At 41.4% G+C, this 26,938-nt stretch carries 14 protein-coding genes, 4 tRNA genes and 4 rRNA genes; 3 read left to right on the plus strand and 19 right to left on the minus strand.

Translation table 11 applies throughout. The features are described from left to right. Positions 1-55: 55 nt before the first annotated feature. Positions 56-1,744, minus strand: a complete 1,689-nt coding sequence (locus EL215_RS01895) for a solute:sodium symporter family transporter (RefSeq protein WP_126469836.1) — start codon at positions 1,742-1,744, stop codon at positions 56-58. A gap of 213 nt (positions 1,745-1,957) precedes the next feature. Between EL215_RS01895 and EL215_RS01900 the strand changes: the two genes are divergently transcribed. Beyond that, complete coding sequence (locus tag EL215_RS01900) at positions 1,958-2,752, plus strand: sulfite exporter TauE/SafE family protein (protein ID WP_126469837.1); 795 nt, start codon at positions 1,958-1,960, stop codon at positions 2,750-2,752. Positions 2,753-2,801: 49 nt separating this feature from the next. Here the strand turns inward: EL215_RS01900 and EL215_RS01905 are convergent, their stop codons facing one another. The 13 genes from EL215_RS01905 to EL215_RS01965 form a co-directional block, all read right to left on the minus strand. Further along, a complete protein-coding gene (locus EL215_RS01905) occupies positions 2,802-8,303 on the minus strand; it encodes an Ig-like domain-containing protein (RefSeq protein WP_126469839.1) in 5,502 nt (1,833 codons plus the stop codon). A 21-nt stretch (positions 8,304-8,324) separates the two neighbouring features. Beyond that, positions 8,325-9,215: an OmpA family protein gene (locus EL215_RS01910; protein ID WP_126469841.1), complete on the minus strand. Its 891-nt coding sequence runs from the start codon at positions 9,213-9,215 to the stop codon at positions 8,325-8,327. A 288-nt stretch (positions 9,216-9,503) separates the two neighbouring features. Then, on the minus strand, positions 9,504-10,292 hold the full coding sequence (mazG, locus tag EL215_RS01915; protein ID WP_126469843.1) for a nucleoside triphosphate pyrophosphohydrolase: 789 nt from the start codon (positions 10,290-10,292) through the stop codon (positions 9,504-9,506). Positions 10,293-10,391: 99 nt separating this feature from the next. After that, a tRNA-Trp gene (locus tag EL215_RS01920) sits at positions 10,392-10,467 on the minus strand. 15 nt (positions 10,468-10,482) lie between these two features. Next, positions 10,483-10,559 (minus strand) — tRNA-Asp (locus EL215_RS01925). A gap of 14 nt (positions 10,560-10,573) precedes the next feature. Continuing rightward, positions 10,574-10,689, minus strand: a 5S ribosomal RNA gene (rrf, locus tag EL215_RS01930). A gap of 51 nt (positions 10,690-10,740) precedes the next feature. After that, positions 10,741-10,856 (minus strand): 5S ribosomal RNA (gene rrf / locus EL215_RS01935). 144 nt (positions 10,857-11,000) lie between these two features. Next, a 23S ribosomal RNA gene (locus tag EL215_RS01940) occupies positions 11,001-13,897 on the minus strand. Between the two features lie 180 nt (positions 13,898-14,077). Continuing rightward, positions 14,078-14,153 (minus strand) — tRNA-Glu (locus tag EL215_RS01945). Between the two features lie 112 nt (positions 14,154-14,265). Continuing rightward, positions 14,266-15,805: ribosomal RNA gene (locus tag EL215_RS01950) — 16S ribosomal RNA — on the minus strand. Together the 16S, 23S and 5S rRNA genes with 3 tRNA genes alongside form the textbook arrangement of a ribosomal RNA operon. Before the next feature lie 340 nt (positions 15,806-16,145). Further along, positions 16,146-16,652 carry a menaquinone-dependent protoporphyrinogen IX dehydrogenase gene (gene hemG / locus EL215_RS01955; RefSeq protein ID WP_126469845.1) on the minus strand — a complete coding sequence of 169 codons (507 nt, stop codon included), beginning with the start codon at positions 16,650-16,652 and terminating at the stop codon, positions 16,146-16,148. Beyond that, on the minus strand, positions 16,652-18,115 hold the full coding sequence (locus EL215_RS01960) for a TrkH family potassium uptake protein (RefSeq protein WP_126469847.1): 1,464 nt from the start codon (positions 18,113-18,115) through the stop codon (positions 16,652-16,654). Before EL215_RS01960 ends, hemG begins: the two co-directional genes overlap by 1 nt. A 10-nt stretch (positions 18,116-18,125) precedes the next feature. Further along, a complete protein-coding gene (locus tag EL215_RS01965; RefSeq protein ID WP_049356230.1) occupies positions 18,126-18,737 on the minus strand; it encodes a YigZ family protein in 612 nt (203 codons plus the stop codon). 116 nt (positions 18,738-18,853) lie between these two features. Between EL215_RS01965 and tusA the strand changes: the two genes are divergently transcribed. Beyond that, on the plus strand, positions 18,854-19,093 hold the full coding sequence (gene tusA, locus EL215_RS01970) for a sulfurtransferase TusA (protein ID WP_049356232.1): 240 nt from the start codon (positions 18,854-18,856) through the stop codon (positions 19,091-19,093). A gap of 28 nt (positions 19,094-19,121) precedes the next feature. Here the strand turns inward: tusA and EL215_RS01975 are convergent, their stop codons facing one another. From EL215_RS01975 to selA, 3 genes are read right to left on the minus strand one after another with little or no spacing between them, the layout of a single operon-like run. Then, positions 19,122-20,024: an RsiV family protein gene (locus EL215_RS01975; RefSeq protein ID WP_126469849.1), complete on the minus strand. Its 903-nt coding sequence runs from the start codon at positions 20,022-20,024 to the stop codon at positions 19,122-19,124. A 7-nt stretch (positions 20,025-20,031) separates the two neighbouring features. Further along, positions 20,032-21,891: a selenocysteine-specific translation elongation factor gene (gene selB, locus EL215_RS01980; protein ID WP_126469851.1), complete on the minus strand. Its 1,860-nt coding sequence runs from the start codon at positions 21,889-21,891 to the stop codon at positions 20,032-20,034. Then, a complete protein-coding gene (selA, locus tag EL215_RS01985; RefSeq protein ID WP_126469853.1) occupies positions 21,888-23,270 on the minus strand; it encodes an L-seryl-tRNA(Sec) selenium transferase in 1,383 nt (460 codons plus the stop codon). Before selA ends, selB begins: the two co-directional genes overlap by 4 nt. A gap of 72 nt (positions 23,271-23,342) precedes the next feature. On the opposite strand from selA, the gene EL215_RS01990 reads away from it, so the two are divergent. Further along, positions 23,343-23,437 (plus strand) — tRNA-Sec (locus EL215_RS01990). A 148-nt stretch (positions 23,438-23,585) separates the two neighbouring features. On the opposite strand, the gene tuf is transcribed toward EL215_RS01990, so the two are convergent. Together tuf and fusA are read right to left on the minus strand one after the other, a co-directional pair. Beyond that, a complete protein-coding gene (gene tuf / locus EL215_RS01995; protein WP_005635637.1) occupies positions 23,586-24,770 on the minus strand; it encodes an elongation factor Tu in 1,185 nt (394 codons plus the stop codon). Between the two features lie 65 nt (positions 24,771-24,835). Then, on the minus strand, positions 24,836-26,938 hold the full coding sequence (gene fusA, locus EL215_RS02000; RefSeq protein WP_049356775.1) for an elongation factor G: 2,103 nt from the start codon (positions 26,936-26,938) through the stop codon (positions 24,836-24,838).

The following is a 26,938-nucleotide window of genomic DNA, read 5'->3' on the forward strand; positions in this document are numbered from 1 at the left end:
TTTTAAGGGCGTACGTGATGTACGCCCTGCTTGTTAATTGGTTAGAAAGATGTAATTAATGTTCTGATTTTTCATTTTTTGGTCTAAAGACAATCAACACAATGAGTTGTAATACCGCATACACTTCCAACACTAACATTGGATTGCCATCTGATGAAGCAATACCCACTGGTGATAAGAAAGCATAAAGCGCAATTAAACCAAGAATCAATGAAACAGACGTCACTTTAATATATTTCCAATTGGTTAAGTCCACGTCGCCTTTATTGACGGTATTTTCCACATAAGGCTCACGTTTTAAGAATTGACCTAGAATCAACATGAAGACAACATCAAATACGAATAATCCGCCCATGACATACACGAAATTAATTTTCACATTGAACACCCAAACAATACTGAAATAAAGTACTACGTGTACAAGTAAAGCAATACGTGCCGCTAAACCTGAAACAGTTTTATTGAACAAACCCACAGCAAATAACGCCACGATTGGAATATTCACAAAACCAGCAAAGCGTTTAGTGATTAAGAAAATACCATCTGTACCGAACATCAAAAGTGGGCCAATAATCATGGTCACAATCGCCATAATAGTAGAGACTTTTTTCGCATAGACGATCAATTCTTGATCGGTACGTTGTTTTTTACTGATAGATGGTAGTAAGTCTTTACAATAAATGGTCGCTGCAGAGTTTAAGAATGAGTTAAAGGTACTTAAAATTGCGCCGAAAAGTGCCGCAATAAAGAAGCCTTGTAATGCAGTCGGCATCACTTTATTAACCAATAATGGATAAGATGTATCAATTGGATTTAAGCCTTCACCTAGAATATGGAAACTCAATAAACCCGGTAAATTAAGAATAATAGGTAATGTGAGCAGGAAAAGTGCTGCAATTAAAATCCCTTTTTGACCGGATGCTAAATCCTTCGCCCCCAAACAACGTTGTACGATAGCTTGGTTAGTTGTCCAATAGAAGAAGTGAACAACCATAATACCGGTAAAGATTGTTGGCCAAGGGGTAGAGTCTGTTGCACTACCGATTGCGTTCCATTTTTCAACGTGAGTGGTGGTAATTATATGAAACCCTTCTGAAATGCTGCCATTACCTAAATAAAGCAATGCAAATACAGGCACGAGCAATGCACCAATCACTAAGATTACGGCATTGATGGTGTCGGAAACGGCTACCGCTTTTAACCCACCAAAAATCGCATAAATCGCACCAACTACACCGATAGCAATCACAGTATAGACAATCGCTTGCGCATAATTTAATCCGAAGATAGTTTCTAGATTGAAAATTTTATTAAATGCAATCGCCCCAGTATAAAGTGCGGTCGGAATAACGATTAAAAGATAGAAGACTAAGAATAATCCAGACATAATCAAACGTGTTTGTCGATCAAAACGATTTTCAAAGAATTCAGGAATGGTGGTATAACCGTTACGCAAATATTTCGGCAACATATAAAGTGCCAAGAAACAAAGCGGAATCACCGTTGGCACTGTCCACGCAATAACAGAAAAGTTGTTTTGATAAGAAACAGCATTCACGCCAATCAATTGCTCTGTTGAAAGAGAGGTCAACACCATTGAGCAACCAATCACAATACCGCTTAATCCTCGTCCCGCTAAGAAATAACCTTTCGAGGTGGTTAAATCATCGTTTTTAGTACGTAGCCATGAAACATAAGCCACTAAAGCCGTTACGATGAGAAAACTCGAAACCGTTAATAGCATACGCTCCTCCTTGTAGAAGCCAATATTAAATTTCATTTATAGACTACTGCTCAGGTTGTAAAGAGCATATGATAATTGTCATAGTGATTGTGTGAGAGGGATCACAAAATCGAAATAAAGTCTGTTTTTATCGACAATTATGAGCAAGATCATAAATTATTTATCTTTCCATAAGAATAATAACGCCGTACTCCCACACAAAAGGAGTTTGAAATGAGCTTACAGTTAATTCTTATTTTGATTTTATGTGGTGTCATGACGAATATCATGTCAGCCATCTTTGGTATTGGTGGCGGTGTATTGATGGTGCCTATTCTCTATACCTTATTCCCACAATTTCCTTTGCAAATGATTGCTGCAACATCGTTGACGATTGTAATGGGATCATCCTTTATTAACTTGATTTATTTCTATAAACAAAAAGTATCAATTAATTACAAAGCGATGCTCATTTGGTCTGTTGGCATGATTATTGGTGTGCAGCTAGGATTCGAATTAAGTTTTTACGTGCCTGATATTGCCATCATCAGTGTATTTGTTATCACCCTTTCGCTATTAGCGATTCGTACTATTTTTAGTAAAGAAAATGCAATGAATCAGCAAACAACAGCTGATGAAACCATAAAAGGAATGGGCCTTTCGACTTTTGGGGGATTTATTGCCGGTATGACGGGTATTGGAGGAGGATCAATCATGGCACCTTTAATTGGTCAGCTAAAATCCGTTAAAGCCCATCAAATTGCCCCTTATACCAATGCAATGATGTTTATTGGTGGATTAGGCAGCCTTTATGGCTATCTTTCAAAAAGCTCACCTTATCACTTTGGTTGGCAAATCGGTTACGTTAATCTTTCGATCGTGATTATTGTTGTACTAAGTGCTTTTGTAACTGGATTTTTCTCAATCAAAATTCGAGGTAAATTATCACCGCACTTAGTCAAAAAACTATTAGGCATTATTTTATTGATGATCAGTGCTTATATGTTACTTACTTATTTTATTACATAAAAAAACACCCCTCATAGAGGGGTGTCTGATTATAACGATCTTAGATAAGTTAGATTACTTGAATACCTTGTTCAATATAAACTAATTCAGTCGTAATCGTACCTGTATTACCGCTAGTGTAAGAATACACATCATAGGTAACACCATCTACAGTCTCTGTGGCTCCTTTCGCCCATGTACCCACATTTGAACCTAGGATACCGTTAGAGGTATCTTTCAAGTTTTGTGCTGTATCGCCATAGTTATTGTTATTACCTAAATCGACAGTATCTAATGATGTACCGCGGATGTAGACCTTCGAAAGCGTATCGCCATCTTGTTGTAAGTCTGATAATCTAATGTTAATGTCTTGACGACCATCTGTTGTTAAATCAAAGATTTCAACATTTTTGAAGTTAGACATTTCATAGCTATGACCTACTTCTTTTAATACAGCGATATCATTACCTTCGCCACCATCAACTGTACCACCAGTTACACGACCACTGAAGTTAACAATATCATCACCTGTACCAAGATTAATTTTGCCGTCGCCAGAAAGGGTGGTGATATTTAATACGTCATCGCCTGCACCCATTTCAACTTTACCACCATTAATGCTGGTAAATGTTGCAGTATCATCACCCTCACCCATATCAACAGTGACTGTTTGAGCGTCAAGACCGTTATTAATACCGCCGGCTACGAGTACATCGTCGCCTTCACCCATATTAACGGTTGCACCATAACGTAAGTTACTGCCCACTTTAAACAAGTCGTTACCTTGGCCCATGGTTACTGTCGCATAGTCAAAGTGCCCTGCAACTACGAATGAGTCTGAGCCATTACCGAAGAGGAATGTTTGTGATTTTGTAACATAACCACCCACTTCTAGGCTATTGTCGCCGTTGCCAAAGTCGTACAGTCCGCTGCCTGAGCCATCAAGGTTGCTCTTCACATACATACTGTCATTACCTTCACCAAAGGAGACTTTCATCGTTGATTGGGTATTAACCGCACCATTAATCACTAAGCGGTCGTTACCATTACCAAAGTCAATATTATATTGGCCTCCAGTTGTAACTTCTGCTGTATCGAAGGTCAGTTTATCGTTACCTTCACCCATTTTTAACGAGCCACCTCGCCATGACTGTAAATTGCCACGTAATTGAATATGGTCATCACCTGCACCGGTATCCACATTCAATTCTCCGCCGCCAACCATGGACGCCATGTTACCATTTACACCCGCTTTACGAGCATATTCATCTAAACCAACCACGAGGTGATCATTATCATCCGTGAATTTCAAGCCATTTTCATTCGTTGCTTGACGGTTAATAATATCTGTGATTAATCCAACGTTAAATTTACGTCCTTGTGATGGATCTGGCCCCATTTCAGTATTCATATTACTAAATAGGTTACGAATATACATGGTTTTCGTTGAAGCAATATTACCTGCAGAATCAATCACTGTTACTTGCATACCGTCAGTTGAATAACGATTAAAGTTATCAGCAAGATTAACGGTGTAAGTGCCATCATTATTAATCTCTGCTGTTGTGGTTGATGTTGTACCCGCAGTATTCGGGTAACTAATCTTAACAACCGCACCCACTTCTGAACGATCTGTAATGCTGAACGTAATAGACGTTAAGTTACCGTCTTTATTGTTTGCCATCGCAGTTACTTCCATCGACTCAACTTGAGTATCTAAATAAATATCTTGACGAGTCGTGAGTTCTACTGCATTCGTTGCTTTATTTTGTACTTCTGCAGTATAGCGATATTGAGTACCAAAGGTTTCTGGCAATGCATCAGTGAAAGAGTATGTTTTACCATCCGCACTTACCGTAAATTTATTAGTGAGTACTTCTTTATTGAAGACGTCACCATCTTTTGTTACGGTTTCGCGGTAAATCACCATATTTTGTGCAGAAGTAATTTTATTATCCAACGTGAAAGTGACAGTTGGGGTCGCATCATTTGTTAAACCATCTGCAAGTGTTTTGATTGCTTGTAATTTGGTCGCATCACTTGCATCAATGGTTTTACCATTAGCACCGACTACACCTTCATATTTACCTAAGCCACCATTTCCTGATAATAGATTAGTTGCTTCAGTTCCTTCGGAACGAGTTTTTGCACCTTTATATTCATCAGTGAAATCATCCTTCACTTCCACCGTAATTCTCGTTGGTGGAACTTCAGCTTCCTCGGTCTTAGCTGTATCGATTCCTTCTTTCGAGCTATTACCTTGTGGATCTTTAACGATAGCTTTTACTTCATTGCTTTCACCCGCTGCAAGCGGAGTGAATGTCACTTTTACGCCATCCTTGATTTGAGCTTCAGTTAATACGATATCTTCAGTTTGTCCATCTGGATAAGTGACAGTTAACGTATCACCTGCGCTGTAGCCTGCATTTTCAGGGAGTGTAATAGTCGCTGTTGCTTTACCGTCGCTGTTTAAATCAGAAGCATTAATGATTTCATCATCATTATCCTCAATATGTACAACTGGTTTACCTGCATCATCAGTTTCACCATCGCCATCTGTATCGCCAGGTACGCGAGCATCAACAGTAAAGGTTTCTTTATTACCTTCTGTTGCATTACCATCACGTGATTGACTTACTGAGACGCTATAAGAACCATCTGTTGTTACATTTTCTTTAGGAATAGTAACTGCTACTTTACCTGCAGTTGCTTCTTCAGCAGTAACAGTATGCTCAATGGTTTTCGTTGTGTTATCTGGATTTGTGATGGTTAATGTAACTACATCCCCGGCTTTAGAATTGGTCTGTAATTTCACTTCCGTTTGGATACCATCATTTAATTCAGTCGCCGTCACTTTACCATCGTCCGCTTCAGCAATAGTAAGCTCAGGTTTACCACTTAGTTCATCACTATTTGGTTTTGCTTGTGCTGAAGCATCATCACCTGTATTGCCTGCATTATCTTTTGCTTTTGCTGTTACATCTGAACCATCTTGAACTTTATTTTTATCAATAGTTGCAACACCTGTGTCTTCATTGACAACAACATCTGGATTATCTGATTTCCATTTACCATCATCACCCTTCGTTAACGTTGCAGGATGTTCTTTACCATCTTCGTCTGTATAAGTAATTTCAACCGTTTTGGTATCTTTATCTGCTGGCGGTGTAATGGTCATTGAGCCATCATCATTCGCTGTCACTGTTGGTGCTGCTGGTGCAGTTTTGTCCACAGTAAATCCTGCTGGGGTACTTTCCGCACTGCTGTTACCCGCTGGATCGGTCACTTTCGCTGTTACTGTATAATCACCTTCACTCGGTACCTTATCTTTAGGAATAGTCACTTCCGCCGAGCCATGATCAATATCATCTTTAGTTACTGTATGCGTAACTTCCGACTTATTACCGTTTGGATCGGTTACTGTTAATGTAATTTTATCGCCCACTTCGGTATTTGCAGGGATAGTGACTTTTGTGGTAACACCATCTTCAAGCTCTTTCGCATTGATGTACTCGTCACCGTTACCATCTGTGATAGTGACGATTGGCGCGCCATCTTTGGTTTTTGGATCGGTGTTGTTGTCATTGTCGCCATTATTTGCTTCACCATTGTTATCAACATCACCTGGGATGCCTGTATCGACTGTGACTTTTTTCGGCTCGCTGGTTGCACTTGTATTACCTGCAGGATCAGTCACTTTAGCTGTAATGGTGTAATCACCATCTGTTGGCACGTTGTCTTTCGGAATCGTAATATCTACTGAACCATTTTTGATATCATCTTCTGTCACAGTATGTGGAATTTCAACTGTCTTACCGTTTGGATCGGTTACCGATACAGTGATGGTATCACCTGCTTTTGTTCCTGTTGGGATAGTTACATTCGTTTGAATACCATCTTCAAGCTCTTTCGCATTGATATAGTCGTCACCGTTACCATCTGTGATGGTTACGATTGGTGCGCCATCTTTGGTGTTGCTGTCAGTGTCGCCATTACTTGCTTCACCGTTGTTATCAACATCGCCTGGGATGCCTGTGTCCACTGTGACTTTTTTCGGTTCGCTGGTTGCACTTGTATTACCTGCAGGATCAGTCACTTTAGCTGTAATGGTGTAATCACCATCTGTTGGCACGTTGTCTTTCGGAATCGTAATATCTACTGAACCATTTTTGATATCATCTTCTGTCACGGTGTGTGGAACTTCAACTGTCTTACCGTTTGGATCGGTTACCGATACAGTGATGGTATCACCTGCTTTTGTTCCTGTTGGGATAGTTACATTCGTTTGAATACCATCTTCAAGTTCTTTCGCATTAATATAGTCGTCACCGTTACCATCTGTGATAGTTACGATTGGTGCGCCATCTTTGGTGTTGTTGTCAGTGTCACCATTACTTGCTTCACCGTTGTTATCAACATCGCCTGGGATGCCAGTATCTAATTCAAAAGATTCGGTATCACCTGAAACGGCTGGATTATTGCCTTGTTGAATGGATACACCGACTTTATAATTACCATCAGCCGGTAAGCTTTCTTTAGGGATAGTAAGGTCAATTTTACCATTAGTTACTTCGTCACCTGTCACAGTGTGGCTGATTTGTTCTGTAGTACCATCTGGTTTTGTGATAGTCACAGTTACAGTAGCGCCTTCAATTGTACCTTTTGGTAAAATAATCTGAGTTTGAACACCATCTTCCAATTCTTTACCATTGATATAACCATCTTGAGCTTCTGGAATAATAATACCTGGTTTGCCTTCTACTTGGTCAATACCTGAGATTGCGTTGCCTTCAGAACCTTTATTGCCTGAATTATCCGTTGCATTCGCAGTTACTTTAGTATTATCTTTTACTTTATCAGCAGGAATCGTGGTTTTACCTGTATTTTCATCAACAATTAAATTTGTATCTGTTGAGGTCCATTTACCATTATTACCTTTTTCCACTGTAGAGGTATGCTCAACACCATTTTCATCAGTATAGCGAATAGTTACCGTTTTGGTGTCTGCTTCACTCGGTGGCACAACATCTACGGAACCGCCTACGTTCGCAGTTACAGTTGGCGCTCCTGGAGGGGTTGTATCTTTACTACCACTACTGCTATCATGACCCGCAGCAATCGCAATACCCGCAATAGGAACAAGAGCTAATAACCACCAAGGATTAAACGCCCACATTGCAGACTTCAGCGCTTCTCCACCTAACGCTTGACCAACTGACACTTCCTGAGCTAATAAAGTTACAGCATCAGTTTGTACACCAGTTTCTGGTACATATGGATAAAGATTTCCATTTTCATGTGTACCGACAAGCAAATTTGAATTATCTTGATCATAGTAATCTTCGATAATTAAATCTGGTTGTTCAATATCAGAACCTTCAAACGCAATTTGTAAATCATTACCAACACGCTTTGTGGTAATATTTTCAGGCGCATAGCCCGTGTTTTGATCAATTAATTGATAATTAACATCATTTTGTGCTTGTACACGAACTGCTTGCTTAAGATTTGTATTTAAATTAATGCTTTGAACTGTTTCAGATGCATTATTAATTTTTAGAATGATATTCATTATTCTAATTTTCCCTATCTATTAGTTATTTACTGTATGTAATTTAATTTCTACACGACGGTTTGGTTGATTACAGACTTGTAATTCAGATGTGTTACCAGCATGTTGTGCTTCGCAATTCGTGACTTTTAAATTTTGAGCACCGTAACCGGCTGCATGGACAAGATTAGATTTTACACCGCCATGAACCAATAACTCTTTTACGGTTTTTGCACGTTGTTGAGAAAGTGTTTGGTTGTATTCAGCGCTACCTTGGGGATCAGTATAACCAGATACTTCAACCGAACGAATGTTTGCTGGATATTCCTGAATATCTTTTGCAATAGCGCGAATTTCATCACGACCATTAGGAAGAATACTGTTAGCACTATATTGATCGAATGGGAATAATGCTGAAGCATTTAATACATAGCTTTTCGGCCCACAAGTATTTGCATATTCAACACGAGAGAGCGTATTGGCTTGGAATCTAGCATTAGCCATCTCTTCTTTTGCTGTATTTTGATCAACCTCTGTCATGGCAACATTGCCCATCTCATCTACACTCACTCGGAAATAAATTAATTTACCGCCTTCCAAGGTATAGTATTTACCGCCAGTGTGTTTAAAAACATAAGCAGGATCTTGCATCTTTGTAAATGCGCCAATACGTTGAGGCTGTGCACATACCACTACCTCTGAAAAGCCATTACGTTGTAATGATGTTTGATATTCACCATTTACAGCAATATTGACTGCTGGAGTAGACTCGCCACTGTTATCACGATAAACAACAATACCGGCATCAGTACTACTAATGTTTTCATTTAGAGATTTATTATCAAAATTTTGCCATTTTTCATTTGTTGCTGTACTACAAGCAGCTAATACCGTCGTCAAACTTACAACAAGTAAAGTTTTCTTTAAGAGCATATTTACACCTATTCGAATACGAGTTATTCATTTTATAAATCACCACTCAACACTTCGATAAAAAGTATTTAGACAAGTGGCTTGGCAAATATATGTTTAAATAATAACCTTGTCAATAACCAAAATGAGAATAAAACAAAAATGATGAAAATATAATCAGTCATCGAAAAGCTGATTACATTGAGTGGATAAATAACCGAATTTAATTATGGTAATTAGCATAAAAGGAATAGTTATCCATTTTATAGAATAAAAAATGGCAGAGGAAAGCACCCTCTGCCATTGCAATTATTTTTCTTCTTTTTTTACTTCATCCCACAAAATATCCATTTCGATTAAAGAAAGATCTTTAATTGATGAACCTCGTTCTAATGCCTTTTCTTCAACTTTTCGAAAACGTTGTTCAAATTTATTATTCGCCTTACGCAAAGTTTCTTCCGCATTGCATTTGAGATGGCGAGACAAATTAACCGTTGCGAAAAATAAATCCCCGATCTCCTCTTCTATTTTTTCTTGATTACGAGAAGTTTGATTGATTTCATCCCTTACTTCTTGCAATTCTTCTTCAACTTTAGCTAATACAGGTTCAACATCATCCCAATCAAAACCAATCTTTGAACATTGTTTTTGCATTTTTTGTGCTCTTAACAATGCAGGAAAAGCATTCGGAATATCATCTAGAATAGAGTATTTTTCTTGAACTGATTTCTCTTGTGCTTTGATACTATTCCAACGAGCTAATGCCTCTTCTTCATTTCCAGCTGTGGCATCTCCAAACACATGAGGATGACGACGTACAATCTTTTTAGAAATATCATTAAGAACATCATCAAATGTGAAATAACCATCTTCAGAAGCAAGCTGGCTAAAAAATACAACCTGTAATAAAAGATCGCCAAGTTCTTCCCTTAAATTAACAATGTCTTTCTTTTGGATGGCATCAATGACTTCATAAGTTTCTTCGGTTAAACAAGGAATCATTGATTCATAATTTTGTTTAAGATCCCAAGGACAACCGCCATTAGGATTACGTAATTGGGCAATTAATTGAATAAAATCTTGAATGGAATAATGCATAAGAATATCTCTGAAATACTAAAAATGCGATTAGTATAAAACGAATAGCAAAATAGACAATATTCTTAAAAAAATTAAATATTATTTGATATGAAATGATGGCAGGGGCGGAGAGGCTCGAACTCCCAACACCCGGTTTTGGAGACCGGTGCTCTACCAATTGAACTACGCCCCTATTGGTATTAAGAATTGGCGGAATGGACGGGACTCGAACCCGCGACCCCCTGCGTGACAGGCAGGTATTCTAACCAGCTGAACTACCACTCCGCTAAATGAGGTATAATTGGCAGTGACCTACTCTCACATGGGGAAGCCCCACACTACCATCGGCGTAACAATGTTTCACTTCTGAGTTCGATATGGATTCAGGTGGGTCCATTGCACTGTTGCTGCCAAAATTTTTTATTTTGTTAATTTACTCTAAAAATAAACTAAGAAAATAAAAAGTACCTGGCGGTGTCCTACTCTCACATGGGGAAGCCCCACACTACCATCGGCGCATCGGCGTTTCACTTCTGAGTTCGGTATGGGGTCAGGTGGGACCACCGCTCTATCGCCGCCAGGATTATTCCTCTAATAACTTTTCTCTCTGTTCCGCTATCTCTAGCGCTCACAACCAAACAAGCTGATTTACCTAAAAACTTTCTTCTTCTCTTTCTTCTCTGAGTTTGTTTCGTCTTCTCAACACCCAAAACCCTTGAGCGTTGTATAGTTAAGCCTCTCGGGCAATTAGTATCTGTTAGCTCAACGGCTCGCACCGATTACACACCAGACCTATCTACGTCTTAGTCTTAAACAACCCTTACAGATTTATAATCTGGGAGAACTCATCTCTTGGCAAGTTTCGTGCTTAGATGCTTTCAGCACTTATCTCTTCCGCACTTAGCTACCCGGCAATGCGTCTGGCGACACAACCGGAACACCAGTGGTGCGTCCACTCCGGTCCTCTCGTACTAGGAGCAGCCCCAACCAATTCTCCAACGCCCACGGCAGATAGGGACCGAACTGTCTCACGACGTTCTAAACCCAGCTCGCGTACCACTTTAAATGGCGAACAGCCATACCCTTGGGACCTACTTCAGCCCCAGGATGTGATGAGCCGACATCGAGGTGCCAAACACCGCCGTCGATATGAACTCTTGGGCGGTATCAGCCTGTTATCCCCGGAGTACCTTTTATCCGTTGAGCGATGGCCCTTCCATTCAGAACCACCGGATCACTATGACCTACTTTCGTACCTGCTCGACTTGTCCGTCTCGCAGTTAAGCTTGCTTATACCATTGCACTAACCTGACGATGTCCGACCGTCATTAGCAAACCTTCGTGCTCCTCCGTTACTCTTTGGGAGGAGACCGCCCCAGTCAAACTACCCACCAGACACTGTCCGAGACCACGTTTCGTAATCTTCGTTAGAACATCAAACGTTAAAGGGTGGTATTTCAAGGACGACTCCATAATCACTGGCGTGACTACTTCTAAGTCTCCCACCTATCCTACACATCAAAATTCAATGTTCAGTGTCAAGCTATAGTAAAGGTTCACGGGGTCTTTCCGTCTAGCCGCGGGTACACCGCATCTTCACGGCGATTTCAATTTCACTGAGTCTCGGGTGGAGACAGCCTGGCCATCATTATGCCATTCGTGCAGGTCGGAACTTACCCGACAAGGAATTTCGCTACCTTAGGACCGTTATAGTTACGGCCGCCGTTTACTGGGGCTTCGATCAGGAGCTTCTCTTTCGATTACACCATCAATTAACCTTCCAGCACCGGGCAGGCATCACACCCTATACGTCCACTTTCGTGTTTGCAGAGTGCTGTGTTTTTAATAAACAGTTGCAGCCAGCTGGTATCTTCGACCGGTTCAACCTTCAGGGGCAAGCCCTTACAATCTACGCCGGCGCACCTTCTCCCGAAGTTACGGTGCTATTTTGCCTAGTTCCTTCACCCGAGTTCTCTCAAGCGCCTGAGTATTCTCTACCTGACCACCTGTGTCGGTTTTCAGTACGGTTTAGATAAACCTGAAGCTTAGTGGCTTTTCCTGGAAGTGTGGTATCGGTTACTTCAGCTCCGTAGAGCCTCGTCATCATCTCTCAGTGTTAAAGAAGTCCGGATTTGCCTAAACTTCACACCTACTAACTTAAACGCACATATCCAACAGTGCGATAACCTAACCTGCTCCGTCCCCACATCGCAGTTTATCCAAGTACGGGAATATTAACCCGTTTCCCATCGACTACGCTTTTCAGCCTCGCCTTAGGGGCCGACTCACCCTGCCCCGATTAACGTTGGACAGGAACCCTTGGTCTTCCGGCGAACGGGTTTTTCACCCGTTTTATCGTTACTTATGTCAGCATTCGCACTTCTGATACGTCCAGCAAACCTCTCGATTCACCTTCTTCCGCTTACAGAACGCTCCCCTACCCAACAGACTTTCGTCTGATGCCGCAGCTTCGGTGCTATATTTGAGCCCCGTTACATCTTCCGCGCAGGCCGACTCGACTAGTGAGCTATTACGCTTTCTTTAAATGATGGCTGCTTCTAAGCCAACATCCTAGCTGTCTAAGCCTTCCCACTTCGTTTCCCACTTAATATAGACTTTGGGACCTTAGCTGGCGGTCTGGGTTGTTTCCCTCTCCACGACGGACGTTAGCACCCGCCGTGTGTCTCCTGAGTATCACTCTTCGGTATTCGTAGTTTGCATCGGGTTGGTAATCCGGGATGGACCCCTAGCCGAAACAGTGCTCTACCCCCGAAGGTGTCCGCTCAAGGCTCTACCTAAATAGATTTCGGGGAGAACCAGCTATCTCCCGGTTTGATTGGCCTTTCACCCCCAGCCACAAGTCATCCGCTAATTTTTCAACATTAGTCGGTTCGGTCCTCCAGTTAGTGTTACCCAACCTTCAACCTGCCCATGGCTAGATCACCGGGTTTCGGGTCTATACCTTGCAACTATTCGCCCAGTTAAGACTCGGTTTCCCTTCGGCTCCCCTATTCGGTTAACCTCGCTACAAAATATAAGTCGCTGACCCATTATACAAAAGGTACGCAGTCACCCTTTCAGGCTCCCACTGCTTGTACGTACAAGGTTTCAGGTTCTATTTCACTCCCCTCACCGGGGTTCTTTTCGCCTTTCCTTCACAGTACTGGTTCACTATCGGTCAATCAGGAGTATTTAGCCTTGGAGGATGGTCCCCCCATCTTCAAACAGGATATCACGTGTCCCGCCCTACTTATCGTTAGCTTAGTACCATGACCTGGACTTCGAGTACGGGGCTATCACCCTGTATCGCCAAACTTCCCAGCTTGTTCCTCTGTCTCTGTCATTATCACTAACAGGCTCCTTCGCGTTCGCTCGCCGCTACTAACGAAATCTCGGTTGATTTCTTTTCCTCGGGGTACTTAGATGTTTCAGTTCTCCCGGTTTGCCTCACTTACCTATGTATTCAGTAAGTGATAGTAGATTCTTCATCTACTGGGTTTCCCCATTCGGACATCTTGGATTAAACGCCTCTTATCGACTCATCCAAGCTTTTCGCAGATTAGCACGTCCTTCATCGCCTCTGATTGCCAAGGCATCCACCTTGTACGCTTAGTCACTTAACTATACAACCTCAAAAATTCTTGATGTTGTGTTTTCAACTAAACACTTGATTGCTTTTGTTCAATCAAGATTTTATTCTTACTCAGACTTTTTCTTATCCTTTAAGGACTTGAAAGTCTCTTCAGTTTTTCAGCTTGTTTCCTGGTTGTTAAAGAACAGAAGATAATAAAGTTATCTTTATTTGGCGTCCCCACGGGGATTCGAACCCCGGTTACCGCCGTGAAAGGGCGATGTCCTAGGCCTCTAGACGATGGGGACAACAAATAAAGATACTCTATCTTACACTTTGCTTACGCACTTTTCTCTCTTCATTCATTTTCTACAATATATCAATCAATCTGTGTGGACACTTATTGTCTCTCGTTTTTGGTAAGGAGGTGATCCAACCGCAGGTTCCCCTACGGTTACCTTGTTACGACTTCACCCCAGTCATGAATCATACCGTGGTAAACGCCCTCCAAAAGGTTAAGCTATCTACTTCTGGTACAACCCACTCCCATGGTGTGACGGGCGGTGTGTACAAGGCCCGGGAACGTATTCACCGCAACATTCTGATTTGCGATTACTAGCGATTCCGACTTCATGGAGTCGAGTTGCAGACTCCAATCCGGACTTAGACGTACTTTGTGAGATTCGCTCCAGCTCGCACTCTCGCTTCCCTCTGTATACGCCATTGTAGCACGTGTGTAGCCCTACTCGTAAGGGCCATGATGACTTGACGTCATCCCCACCTTCCTCCGGTTTATCACCGGCAGTCTCCTTTGAGTTCCCGACCGAATCGCTGGCAACAAAGGATAAGGGTTGCGCTCGTTGCGGGACTTAACCCAACATTTCACAACACGAGCTGACGACAGCCATGCAGCACCTGTCTCAGAGTTCCCGAAGGCACCAATCCATCTCTGGAATGTTCTCTGGATGTCAAGAGTAGGTAAGGTTCTTCGCGTTGCATCGAATTAAACCACATGCTCCACCGCTTGTGCGGGCCCCCGTCAATTCATTTGAGTTTTAACCTTGCGGCCGTACTCCCCAGGCGGTCGATTTATCACGTTAGCTACGGGCGCCAAACTCAAAGTTCAACCCCCAAATCGACATCGTTTACAGCGTGGACTACCAGGGTATCTAATCCTGTTTGCTCCCCACGCTTTCGCACATGAGCGTCAGTACATTCCCAAGGGGCTGCCTTCGCCTTCGGTATTCCTCCACATCTCTACGCATTTCACCGCTACACGTGGAATTCTACCCCTCCCTAAAGTACTCTAGACTCCCAGTCTGAAATGCAATTCCCAGGTTAAGCCCGGGGCTTTCACACCTCACTTAAAAGTCCGCCTGCGTGCCCTTTACGCCCAGTTATTCCGATTAACGCTCGCACCCTCCGTATTACCGCGGCTGCTGGCACGGAGTTAGCCGGTGCTTCTTCTGTAGTTAACGTCAATTGGCTAGCCTATTAAACTAACCACCTTCCTCACTACCGAAAGAACTTTACAACCCGAAGGCCTTCTTCATTCACGCGGCATGGCTGCGTCAGGGTTGCCCCCATTGCGCAATATTCCCCACTGCTGCCTCCCGTAGGAGTCTGGGCCGTGTCTCAGTCCCAGTGTGGCTGGTCATCCTCTCAGACCAGCTAGAGATCGTCGGCTTGGTGAGCCTTTACCTCACCAACTACCTAATCCCACTTGGGCTCATCTTATGGCATGTGGCCCGAAGGTCCCACACTTTAATCTTTCGATATTACGCGGTATTAGCTACAGTTTCCCGTAGTTATCCCCCTCCATAAGCCAGATTCCCAAGCATTACTCACCCGTCCGCCACTCGTCATCAAAGAAGCAAGCTTCTTTATGTTACCGTTCGACTTGCATGTGTTAAGCCTGCCGCCAGCGTTCAATCTGAGCCATGATCAAACTCTTCAATTCAAGTTCAATCGCTCAATACTGCTGACATAAAATGTCACTACTTAATAAAGTATTATGAATTTCTAGTTAGCACCTATTAAGACTTCAAAATTAAAAAATATTTTTAAAACATGTCAATCAACAAGTGCCCACACAGATTGTCTGATATATTGTTAAAGAGCAAAAAATAACGACGCACCAGTTTTACTACGTTTCACAACAGTGCGTCGTTGTGTGCGGCGTATTATAGGCATTTCAGAATTCTTTGCAAGTGCTTTTTTGTAAAAAAATGTGATTTTTTCTTGATTGAAGATCTTTTATTCAAATCGTCTAAAAAACGCCACTATTATGGTGTTTTATTCTACGAATTCAGGCTTTCTGCAAATGCCTTTACTTTTCCCCAGTCAGTATATTCAATCTCTTTTGTCGTATCAGTTTCGCCGTCTGTAATTTTCATAATCAATTGGATCATGACACGATCAATCCATTTATAACGTGGATAGAGCAGTGCACCTGCAAATACAGCTACTTTTGCTGGTGTCCATTTTATACGCTGAAGGAACTTACGAACATAGACATTTCCCTCTGGCGTATCTTTCCCTTCTTTTCTCGCAGTCAAACCTACACCAAAAAAGACCGCACTTTTTGCATTCAATAATTCGTGATGACGCTCCACAAAACGATATACCTGTTTATTAAAGTGGCCATAACGAACGGATGCTCCAATAATCACACGATCAAAAAATTGAAAATCGAGTTCTTCCATCAATGGTGATATAGATACTTCCCCTTCAAGATGCTGAGCCATAAATTCAGCAATCTTTTTAGTTTGTCCATCATAGCTTGAATATAAAATTAATGTCTTCATTATGCCTTCCAAAATGCTGGCGTGAAAAGCGCCAATAATGTGAAAATCTCTAATCGCCCACAAACCATCGCAATAGTCAGTACCCATTTGGCACTATCGGGCATTGCTGTCATATTACTGTTTACTGAACCTAAAGCTGGTCCAAGGTTGTTAATACTTGCCAATACTGCATTAAATGCATCAAAAGGCTCAACGCCACATGCAATCACACTTAATAAACAAATGATGAATACTAATAAATAGGCAGAGAAAAAAGCCCAAATACTCCCAATCACTCGTTCATCGAGAACACTTTTGCCCCATTTAATAGGATACACTAAATTTGGGTGAACAAATCGTTTTAGCTCTCTTGCACCTTGAAGATATAGCACTAAAATCCGCGCAACACGCAAACCGCCACCCACTGAGCCTGCACAGCCCCCAATAAAAGAGGCAATAATTAATAACATCGGCACAAAAGAGGGCCACTCAGCGAAACTCGATGTGGTGTAGCCAGTTGTCGTCGAAATCGATACGGCTTGAAATACCACTTGCTCAAAATCTTGCCATGAGGAATCAAAATATTGATAGCTTATCATCACCAATGTACAAGTCACGATAAGCAAAATTTGAATACTCATAAAGAAGCGGAATTCTGGATCTTTTGTATAAATCTTCAAGAGATTTTCGCGTCCTAAAGTCGAAAATGCTCTGAAGTGCAATGCGAAGTTACAAGCAGAAATCCATAAGAAAATAACTGTGATAAAATTAATCATCGAGCTATTAAAATACCCTATACTCTCATCATGTGTAGAAAATCCGCCAATGGATACCGTCGAAAAACTATGTGTAATCGCATCAAATGGTGTCATACCCGCTAGCCAATAAGCCAAGGCGCAGGATATGGTTAAAAAGAAATAAATAAACCATAGCGCCTTTGCTGTTTCTGTTATCCTTGGTCGTATCTTCTGATCTTTCATTGGACCAGACATTTCTGCACGATACAACTGCATTCCGCCAATCCCCAATAGAGGAATGATTGCAATCGCCAGCACAATGATCCCCATACCACCTAACCATTGCAAAAATTGGCGGTAAAATAAAATAGCTTTTGGTAAATTATCTAACCCAGTCATGACTGTGGCACCCGTGGTTGTTAACCCAGAAAACGCCTCAAATACGGCAGAAGCCACCGTTAAATGAGGTGAATCAAATAACAACAATGGCAAGGTTGCTAGCCCACCTAAGACAAACCAAAACGCCACTACAATTAAAAAACCTTCTCGAGAGCGCAATTCTTGCTTATGATGATGACAAGGCCACCAAAACAACGTTCCCACAGTGAAGCTTAATACAAAAGCTTGCATAAATGCTTTACCGCCACCATCACCATAAATAAGCGCCACAAAGGCTGGAATCAGCATCGTGCCGGAAAAGCACATGATCAAAATGCCGATAATCCGAATAATGGATAAAATATGCACAATATCTCGCTTAATTCATTTCTTCTAATTTCAACGTTCCTGCCGAACGCTCAATTAATGCTTGTTCAAAAGGTTTAATTTGACCTTCACTAATGCCTAACTGTAATGCAATCTGCACTTGAAAATCTTGTTGATAAATTTCAATTTGATGTTGTTCACATAAAATTTGAATCCAATTTAATTGTGCATAATCACAATGCACTTGGAATAACTGGCGTTCTACTTTTCGTTCAGTTTCTAATAATTTTAAAGCTTGTTGCACACCATTTCCATAAGCACGAACTAAACCACCCGTGCCTAATAAAATGCCCCCATAATAACGAACAACAACGGCACTAATTTCACCAACTTGACTACCTTGCAAAGTGGATAGCATTGGCTTTCCTGCCGTTCCAGCTGGTTCTCCGTCATCGGAAAAACCTAATTGTTGTGAGTCAGTTGGTTTACCGGCCACCGCCGCCCAACAATGATGGCGAGCATTAGGATGCTGTGTTTTAATTGCAGCCCAAAAAGCTTTAGCTTGCTCAAGCCCTTCCGTATGTTGTAAATACGTAATAAAGCGACTTTTCTTAATTTCTTCTTCAAAAATGACCGCACTTTTGGGGATAAAATATTCAGCCATGAAATAATTACTTAAATGAATTTGTTGCTTAGTTTAGCATTAATAGCAGATTTATCGAAATTTCCCCATAATTATTGTATGATGTCGCTCAATTTCAATAAAACCGATGAATAATAATGACTGAAATGACTGTTGATAAAACCCTTGATACCGTTGGTTTACGTTGTCCTGAACCCGTGATGCTCGTGAGAAAAAATATTCGTCATATGAACGAAGGTGAAGTGCTGCTTATTTTGGCAGACGACCCAGCCACGACTCGCGATATTCCCAGTTTCTGCCAATTTATGGAACATACTCTTTTAGCGAGTGAAACCCAAAACACACCTTTCAAATACTGGGTGAAAAAAGGTCAATAAAAATGCGGCCATTATTAACCGCACTTTGTTATTCTGCCGTATTACTCGAAACGGGGTAATATTTTTTCTGAATAAATTCAGGCTTCAATAAAGCAGGAGCATTCCACCACTCAATCACAAGCTCCTGCGGTCCTTCTGCATAAGACGCAATTTCATACACGTTATACACAAAGTGAATCCCATCATGATCTAAATAGAAATTATCGGTCACTTCAAAAGTGTCTTTTGATGTAAATGCTTCCTCATCTTTTACCTCACCATATCGAGTATAACGTTCCCAAAGTATCTCTTTTAATTTAGCTTGCTGATTTGGTTTAAACACATCATCAAATGAAAGTCGTTTTTTTGTTTCTAAATCAATATTAAGATAATGATAACCACCAATGCCATGAGCGCCACCACCATAGCTGTAATAGTTTATTAAAAATACAGCAAGCTTACCTCTTTGGTGATTAAAAGCTAAATCTAAGGTTTCATCAACCCCAATTATAGGAGATTCCAACATCTCTTTTTTAGCTTCATCATATTCTTTCTGGTAATCCGCAATAAGCTGCTCACGACTTCTTGGTTTGCCATCTGCATTTTTTGAAATTTGTTCTAAAAGCAGTTTATCTAGCCACTCAATATTCGTTTTTAGTGTAGAAATACTATAATGAAGTTTACCTTCCTCTGGCACATATTCATCTTCTTTGGCCGATTTAGGGTATTTGATGGTTTCCTCTTTATCAAAAAGCACATCATCTTGAGCAATAATTGCCGGAATAACCTTTTCAGCCTTTTCTTTTTCAGCTTTTAATTGCGTATTTTCTGCCGTTAGTTGTGCAATTGTCCGTGTTTGTTGCTCAATCGTTGCTTTCGCTTCTTTATCTTCGCAACCTGTTACAGTAAAAAGTGAGGTTAAAATTAAGGCTGAAATCAGTGTCTTTTTCATGTATTACCTATAAATCAAATGTATCTTTATCACGTAGAATATGATCATTGCCTTTGCGGCGTAAAAAGCCGGTACGGTCAAAATATTCCATTAATTGCACTGTCAGTTTTCGGCCAAAGTTTAGCTTATCACGTAATTCATTTACGGCAACCTTACCTTCTTCGCCTGCCATTTGCTTAATTAAGCGAGCATAAGCATAAATGCTTTCAGTCAGGAAAAAACGATCTTTTACGATTGGCGTAAGATAGCCCAATTTACCCGCTTTATACATAAAATTACGCATCACACTTTCATCTTGCGCCAAGGCTGTTGCCATATCACGTACCCAAATGGCTTGACCATGTGCTTTCTCAAATTCAGCTAACACCGCTTGCCATAAGCTTTGCTCTTCAGCTGAAAATTGGATTTTGTGTGAAGGCAAATGTAACCAGCCACGAGTCTGCTGCAATTGGCCTTCATCAAGCATTTCTTCAATAAAATGGTAAATTAGATTTTCCGGTTGGTTTAAAGTCGCAATACGATATAAACGGGCTTTACTCAAACCTAGCTGATCATTATGTTGCTCATGATAGGTAGCAAGTGCGGTCAAAATTTGCTGCGTTTTTTCACGTTGATAATCGCGATTAAAACACCAATTTTGGAAACGGATATCACCATTCTCGGCTAATGCTTCAGCCAGCTGATTTTCGGTTAGTTGCTCACTCCACATTAAAGCTTGAGCTGAAATTGCCTCTTTTTGCAAGGTCAATCCAATGCGTTGAGTGGCGGTTTGAGCCTGATTAAGTTTAGCCAAGAACGCTAGACGAGCTTCTGTGCGCTTATAACGTTTTGGTGAATGAATTTCGAGTACCTTGGCACCACCAATTAATGCTTTCGCATCACCACTACGTAAAATTAATTTATCCCCGAAAGCTAAAAATAATGGTTGTTCTAAAATGACCTCAGCCAAAGTGCGGTCATTTTTCATTGCATTTTTGCTTTCAAGCAAGGTGAGCTTACCCGTCGTACGGCTTGCCGCATGATAAATGTGTACAGGCTGACTGTCTTTCAAATTCACTTCAGGTGTAATTTCAATGGTAATACGATCGGTTGGCTCAAGTGGTTCTGAGGCTAACAACCAATCGCCGCGCTGCATTGGAATACGATCTAAATCAACGTTTAAATTGAGCGCTAAGCGTTGACCAGCCAAACCTTTTTCGCTCGGTGTATTCTGAGCATGAATATTTTTTACGCGAACCTTTTGTCCCGTAGAAAGGAAGAGTTCATCATCGATGGTCACCGTTCCCGCAAATGCTGTCCCTGTTACCACTGTCCCCGCCCCTTTCACGCTAAAAACACGGTCGATGGCGTAACGGAACGGTTTATTTATTTCAGCTAATTCAGGTAAATTGGCTAAATAATCACGTAACGCATCAATACCTAAGCCTGTTTGTGCTGATGTAATAAAATAATGAGATTCAGCTAAGAATGGATAATCCGTCTGAATTTGTGTTTTTAGTGCCTCAATTTGCTCATCTGTTGCTCGATCAGCCTTGGTAATCACTACCATGATTTCAGTAAATTGAAGCTGACGTAAAATCGCTAAATGTTCTTTAGTTTGTGCGGCAATCCCTTCATCTGCTGCGACAATGAGCATCGCATAATGCACACCACCAAGGCCCGCCAACATATTGGCGAGAAACTTTTCATGGCCAGGCACATCAATAAACCCGAGTACTTTCTCTTTTAAAGGCAAATAGGCATACCCCAAATCAATAGTCATGCCACGTTTTTTTTCTTCCGGCAAATGGGCGGTATTCGTGCCTGTCAGCGCTTGCAAAAGGGCTGTTTTACCATGATCGACGTGTCCTGATGTTACTATGATCATAATTTTTCCACCGTATCTAATAGTGCCTTAAAGTCGGCCACACTACGTAAATCTAACCAAATTTTTCCTTTCTCAACACGACCGATTATCGGCTGTTCTAAAGCTTTGAATACTTTTAAAAGTGCGGTCAATTTTGTCTCTGTTTTTTCGGCAATCGTTACCGCGAGAGAAGGAATCGTCGCCATCGGTTGAGAACCACTCCCAATCTGAGCAAAGCTTTCTTCAATCTCAACCAGGTAATCTTTTAAGCGGTTTGCTAAACAGGCTTTAAGTTGTTCGGCTTTTTCTTTTAATACATCCATTGATTGGGTGAGCAAATGCAAAGTTGGCAATGTCTCAGTGAGTTTTTCAGGTTGGAGATAAAGGCGCAATGTTGCCTCAAGCCCGGCTAAAATCACTTTATCGCAACGTAATACGCGCTTTAGTGGATGAGCTTGTAACTGAGCAATCCACTCTTTTTTACCGACGATAATACCGGCTTGTGTGCCACCCAATAATTTATCACCCGAGAATGACACCAAGTTTACGCCCTGTGCGACTTTTTCTTGCACCGTTGGCTCATTCGGTAAATCATATTGGCTTAGATCAATCAATGCCCCACTACCAAGATCCGTCATCACTGGAATATCAAATTCTTGTCCTAGCTCAACCAACTCTTGTTCTGAAACCGAAGCAGTAAATCCACTAATATGATAGTTACTGCAATGTACTTTCATTAAGAACGCAGTGTTTTCATTGATTGCTTGACGATAATCTTTCAAATGTGTGCGGTTTGTTGTTCCCACTTCAACAAGTTTACAGCCTGCTTGAGCCATAATGTCCGGAATGCGAAATGCTCCGCCAATTTCAATTAATTCCCCGCGAGAAATAATGACTTCTTTATCTTTTGCAAAGGTTGCCAACATCAAGAGTACGGCTGCAGCATTATTGTTAACGATACAAGCTGCCTCTGCGCCTGTGAGTTGTGCCAATAACTCACTAATATAATTATCCCGATGACTGCGTTTGCCTTCTTCCAAATCATATTCCAGCGCAACGTTACCTTTCATCGCATGAAGTGCTGCTTGCTGTGCACTTTTAGCCCATAAGGCTCGCCCTAAATTTGTGTGTAATACCGTGCCCGTTAAATTATGGACTGATTTAATTTGCACATGATTTTGTTGAGACAAACGATGCTGTAAATGATGTAATGTACTTAGGTGATCAGCAAAAAAGTGCGGTAAATGTTGATGTTGTTTGATAAACTCACGCCCTTCAGACAATAATTGGCGCAATTCACGCACGACAGCTGAATGACCAAATTCAGTTAAAAGTATTTCACCCTCTGGTGTTTTTAAAAATTTATCTACCGAGGGAAGTTGTTGAAAAAGTGCGGTCATTTTTAATTCCTATTTCAAAATAGCGTTGAATTGCGAACTAATTTACGCTAAAGTAACCGTAATTTCAATAACGGAAGGTCGTCATCTCCGGTGAGGTGGCAGGACTTCAAATCCTGTTGGGGACGCCAGCGTTCCCGGGTGGGTTCAACTCCCATGACCTTCCGCCACTTTTTTCCTCCAACAAATATTTCTCTCTTCCTAACATTCATATTTTTAATTTGTGTTTCATTATAATTTTGCGGAATTCTAGGCAAACAAAAAGGCGTATCTTTCGATACACCTTCTTAATCTAACTTGTTACAGTTAATACATCAATTATTTGATGATTTTCGCAACAACACCAGCACCTACTGTACGGCCACCTTCACGGATTGCGAAACGTAAACCTTGGTCCATCGCGATTGGGTGGATTAAGCTTACTGTCATTTTGATGTTATCACCAGGCATTACCATTTCCACGCCTTCTGGTAATTCGATTGTACCAGTTACGTCAGTTGTACGGAAATAGAACTGTGGACGGTAACCTTTGAAGAATGGAGTGTGACGACCACCTTCATCTTTTGATAATACGTAAACTTCTGATTCGAAATCAGTGTGTGGAGTGATTGAACCTGGTTTCGCTAACACTTGACCACGTTCGATTTCTTCACGTTTAGTACCACGTAATAATGCACCGATGTTTTCACCTGCACGACCTTCGTCAAGTAATTTACGGAACATTTCAACACCAGTTACAGTTGTTTTCGCTGTTGGTTTGATACCTACGATTTCAACTTCATCACCAGTACGGATGATTCCACGCTCAACACGACCTGTTACTACTGTACCACGACCTGAAATTGAGAACACGTCTTCGATTGGAAGAAGGAACGGTTGGTCAATTGCACGCTCTGGTTCAGGAATGTAAGTATCTAAGTGGTTTGCTAACTCAAGGATTTTTTCTTCCCATTCTGCAACGCCGTTTAATGCTTGTAATGCAGAACCACGTACGATTGGCGTATCATCACCTGGGAAGTCATATTGAGAAAGAAGTTCACGAACTTCCATTTCTACTAATTCTAATAACTCTTCGTCATCTACCATGTCGCATTTGTTTAAGAATACGATGATGTAAGGTACACCTACTTGGCGACCTAATAAGATGTGCTCACGAGTTTGTGGCATTGGACCATCTGTCGCCGCTACTACTAAAATAGCACCGTCCATTTGCGCCGCACCGGTAATCATGTTTTTAACATAGTCCGCGTGTCCTGGGCAGTCAACGTGTGCGTAGTGACGAGTTGGAGTATCGTATTCAACGTGTGATGTGTTGATGGTGATACCACGCGCTTTTTCTTCTGGCGCGTTATCGATTTGATCGAATGCACGAGCTGCACCACCGTAGTGTTTTGCTAATACGGTTGTGATTGCTGCTGTTAAAGTTGTTTTACCGTGGTCAACGTGGCCGATTGTACCCACGTTTACGTGCGGTTTTGTACGTTCAAATTTTTCTTTAGACATTTGTTTAGTTTCCTAGAAAATGCTCTATAAGCCATTCGACTTATAGAGCGGATTGTTACAAAAAATTATTTTTTACGCGCTTCAATTACTGCAGCAGCAACACTTGTTGGCGCTTCAGCATATTTTAATGGTTCCATTGAGTATGACGCACGACCTTGAGTTTGTGAACGTAAGTCTGTTGCATAACCGAACATTTCAGAAAGTGGAACTTCTGCATCGATTTTAACAACGAATTCGTTCGCTTCTTGACCATTAACCATAGCACGACGACGGCTTAAGTCACCGATTACATCACCAACATACTCAGGTGGAGTTTCTACTTCAACTTTCATGATTGGCTCAAGTAGAACCGGGTTTGCTTTAGCGAATGCTGCTTTAAATGCTAAAGAAGCGGCTAATTTAAACGCTAATTCAGATGAGTCAACATCATGGTATGAACCGAAGTGTAAACGTACACCAAGATCGACTACTGGATAACCCGCTAACGGACCAGATTTAAGCTGTTCTTGGATACCTTTATCAACCGCAGGAATGTATTCACCAGGGATTACACCACCTTTGATTTCGTTTACAAATTCATAACCAGGACCTTCTGGATCTAATGGATATAAGTCAATAACAACGTGACCATATTGACCGCGACCACCAGATTGTTTTGCGTGTTTACCTTCCACATCGTTAACACGAGTGCGGATCGTTTCACGGTAAGATACTTGTGGTTTACCGATGTTAGCTTCCACTTTGAACTCACGTTTCATACGGTCAACGATGATATCTAAGTGTAACTCACCCATACCAGAAATAATGGTTTCACCAGATTCTTCATCAGTGTGTACACGGAATGAAGGGTCTTCTTGAGCAAGACGACCTAATGCTAGACCCATTTTTTCTTGGTCTGCTTTAGTTTTAGGTTCTACTGCTACAGAGATTACTGGCTCTGGGAATTCCATACGCTCAAGGATGATTGGTGCGTCGATAGCACATAATGTATCACCCGTTGTTACATCTTTTAAGCCGATTGCTGCAGCGATATCACCCGCACGAACTTCTTTGATTTCTTCACGTTTGTTAGCGTGCATCTGTACGATACGACCAAAACGTTCACGTTTTTGACGAACTGAGTTTAATACTGTATCACCAGAATTAATTACACCTGAGTACACACGGAAGAAGGTTAAGTTACCTACGAATGGGTCAGTTGCAATTTTGAATGCTAATGAAGAGAACGGCTCATCATCGCTTGCTTTACGCTCACCTTGAGTTTCATCTGGGTTGATACCTTTAATTGCAGGAATATCAGTTGGTGCTGGTAAGTATTCAACAACTGCATCAAGCATTGCTTGAACGCCTTTGTTTTTGAACGCAGAACCACAGGTTACTAAGATGATCTCATTTGCTAATACACGTTGACGAAGACCAGCTTTGATTTCTTCTTCAGTTAACTCTTCACCGCCAAGGTATTTTTCCATTAATTCTTCAGTTGCTTCAGCTGCCGCATCTACAAGGTTTTGACGCCATTCTTCACAGTCTGCTTGCATATTCGCAGGAATCTCTTCATAAGTGAACGTCATACCTTGGTCAGCTTCGTTCCAGTTGATTGCTTTCATTTTGATCAAATCAACAACACCAGTGAAGTTATCTTCTGCACCGATTGGTAGTTGAAGAGGAACGGCATTAGCACCTAAGCGAGTTTTAAGTTGTTCAACAACACGTAAGAAGTTAGCACCTGTACGGTCCATTTTGTTTACGAACGCGATACGTGGAACTTCATATTTGTTAGCTTGACGCCATACAGTTTCAGACTGAGGTTGAACACCACCAACCGCACAGTAAACCATTACCGCACCATCAAGAACACGCATAGAACGTTCTACTTCAACAGTAAAGTCTACGTGTCCCGGGGTATCGATAACGTTAATACGATGTTGTGGGAACTGTTGTGACATACCAGACCAGAATGCGGTAGTTGCCGCAGAGGTAATGGTAATACCACGCTCTTGTTCCTGTTCCATCCAGTCCATTGTTGCTGCACCATCGTGTACTTCACCAATTTTGTGACTTACACCGGTGTAGAATAAGATACGTTCAGTGGTAGTAGTTTTACCAGCATCAATGTGCGCACTAATACCGATATTACGATATCTTTCAATAGGGGTTGTACGAGCCAT

Source organism: Haemophilus parainfluenzae (assembly GCF_900638025.1).
In the GTDB taxonomy this organism is placed as follows: domain Bacteria; phylum Pseudomonadota; class Gammaproteobacteria; order Enterobacterales; family Pasteurellaceae; genus Haemophilus_D; species Haemophilus_D parainfluenzae_J.

What these genes read in the sequence shown, in the direction of transcription:
- EL215_RS01895 (WP_126469836.1), bottom strand. Translation starts at nt 1,744, where the DNA reads ATGCTATTAACGGTTTCGAGTTTTCTCATCGTAACGGCTTTAGTGGCT.
- EL215_RS01900 (WP_126469837.1), top strand. Translation starts at nt 1,958, where the DNA reads ATGAGCTTACAGTTAATTCTTATTTTGATTTTATGTGGTGTCATGACG.
- EL215_RS01905 (WP_126469839.1), bottom strand. Translation starts at nt 8,303, where the DNA reads ATGAATATCATTCTAAAAATTAATAATGCATCTGAAACAGTTCAAAGC.
- EL215_RS01910 (WP_126469841.1), bottom strand. Translation starts at nt 9,215, where the DNA reads ATGCTCTTAAAGAAAACTTTACTTGTTGTAAGTTTGACGACGGTATTA.
- mazG (WP_126469843.1), bottom strand. Translation starts at nt 10,292, where the DNA reads ATGCATTATTCCATTCAAGATTTTATTCAATTAATTGCCCAATTACGT.
- hemG (WP_126469845.1), bottom strand. Translation starts at nt 16,652, where the DNA reads ATGAAGACATTAATTTTATATTCAAGCTATGATGGACAAACTAAAAAG.
- EL215_RS01965 (WP_049356230.1), bottom strand. Translation starts at nt 18,737, where the DNA reads ATGGCTGAATATTTTATCCCCAAAAGTGCGGTCATTTTTGAAGAAGAA.
- tusA (WP_049356232.1), top strand. Translation starts at nt 18,854, where the DNA reads ATGACTGAAATGACTGTTGATAAAACCCTTGATACCGTTGGTTTACGT.
- EL215_RS01975 (WP_126469849.1), bottom strand. Translation starts at nt 20,024, where the DNA reads ATGAAAAAGACACTGATTTCAGCCTTAATTTTAACCTCACTTTTTACT.
- selB (WP_126469851.1), bottom strand. Translation starts at nt 21,891, where the DNA reads ATGATCATAGTAACATCAGGACACGTCGATCATGGTAAAACAGCCCTT.
- selA (WP_126469853.1), bottom strand. Translation starts at nt 23,270, where the DNA reads ATGACCGCACTTTTTCAACAACTTCCCTCGGTAGATAAATTTTTAAAA.
- tuf (WP_005635637.1), bottom strand. Translation starts at nt 24,770, where the DNA reads ATGTCTAAAGAAAAATTTGAACGTACAAAACCGCACGTAAACGTGGGT.
- fusA (WP_049356775.1), bottom strand. Translation starts at nt 26,938, where the DNA reads ATGGCTCGTACAACCCCTATTGAAAGATATCGTAATATCGGTATTAGT.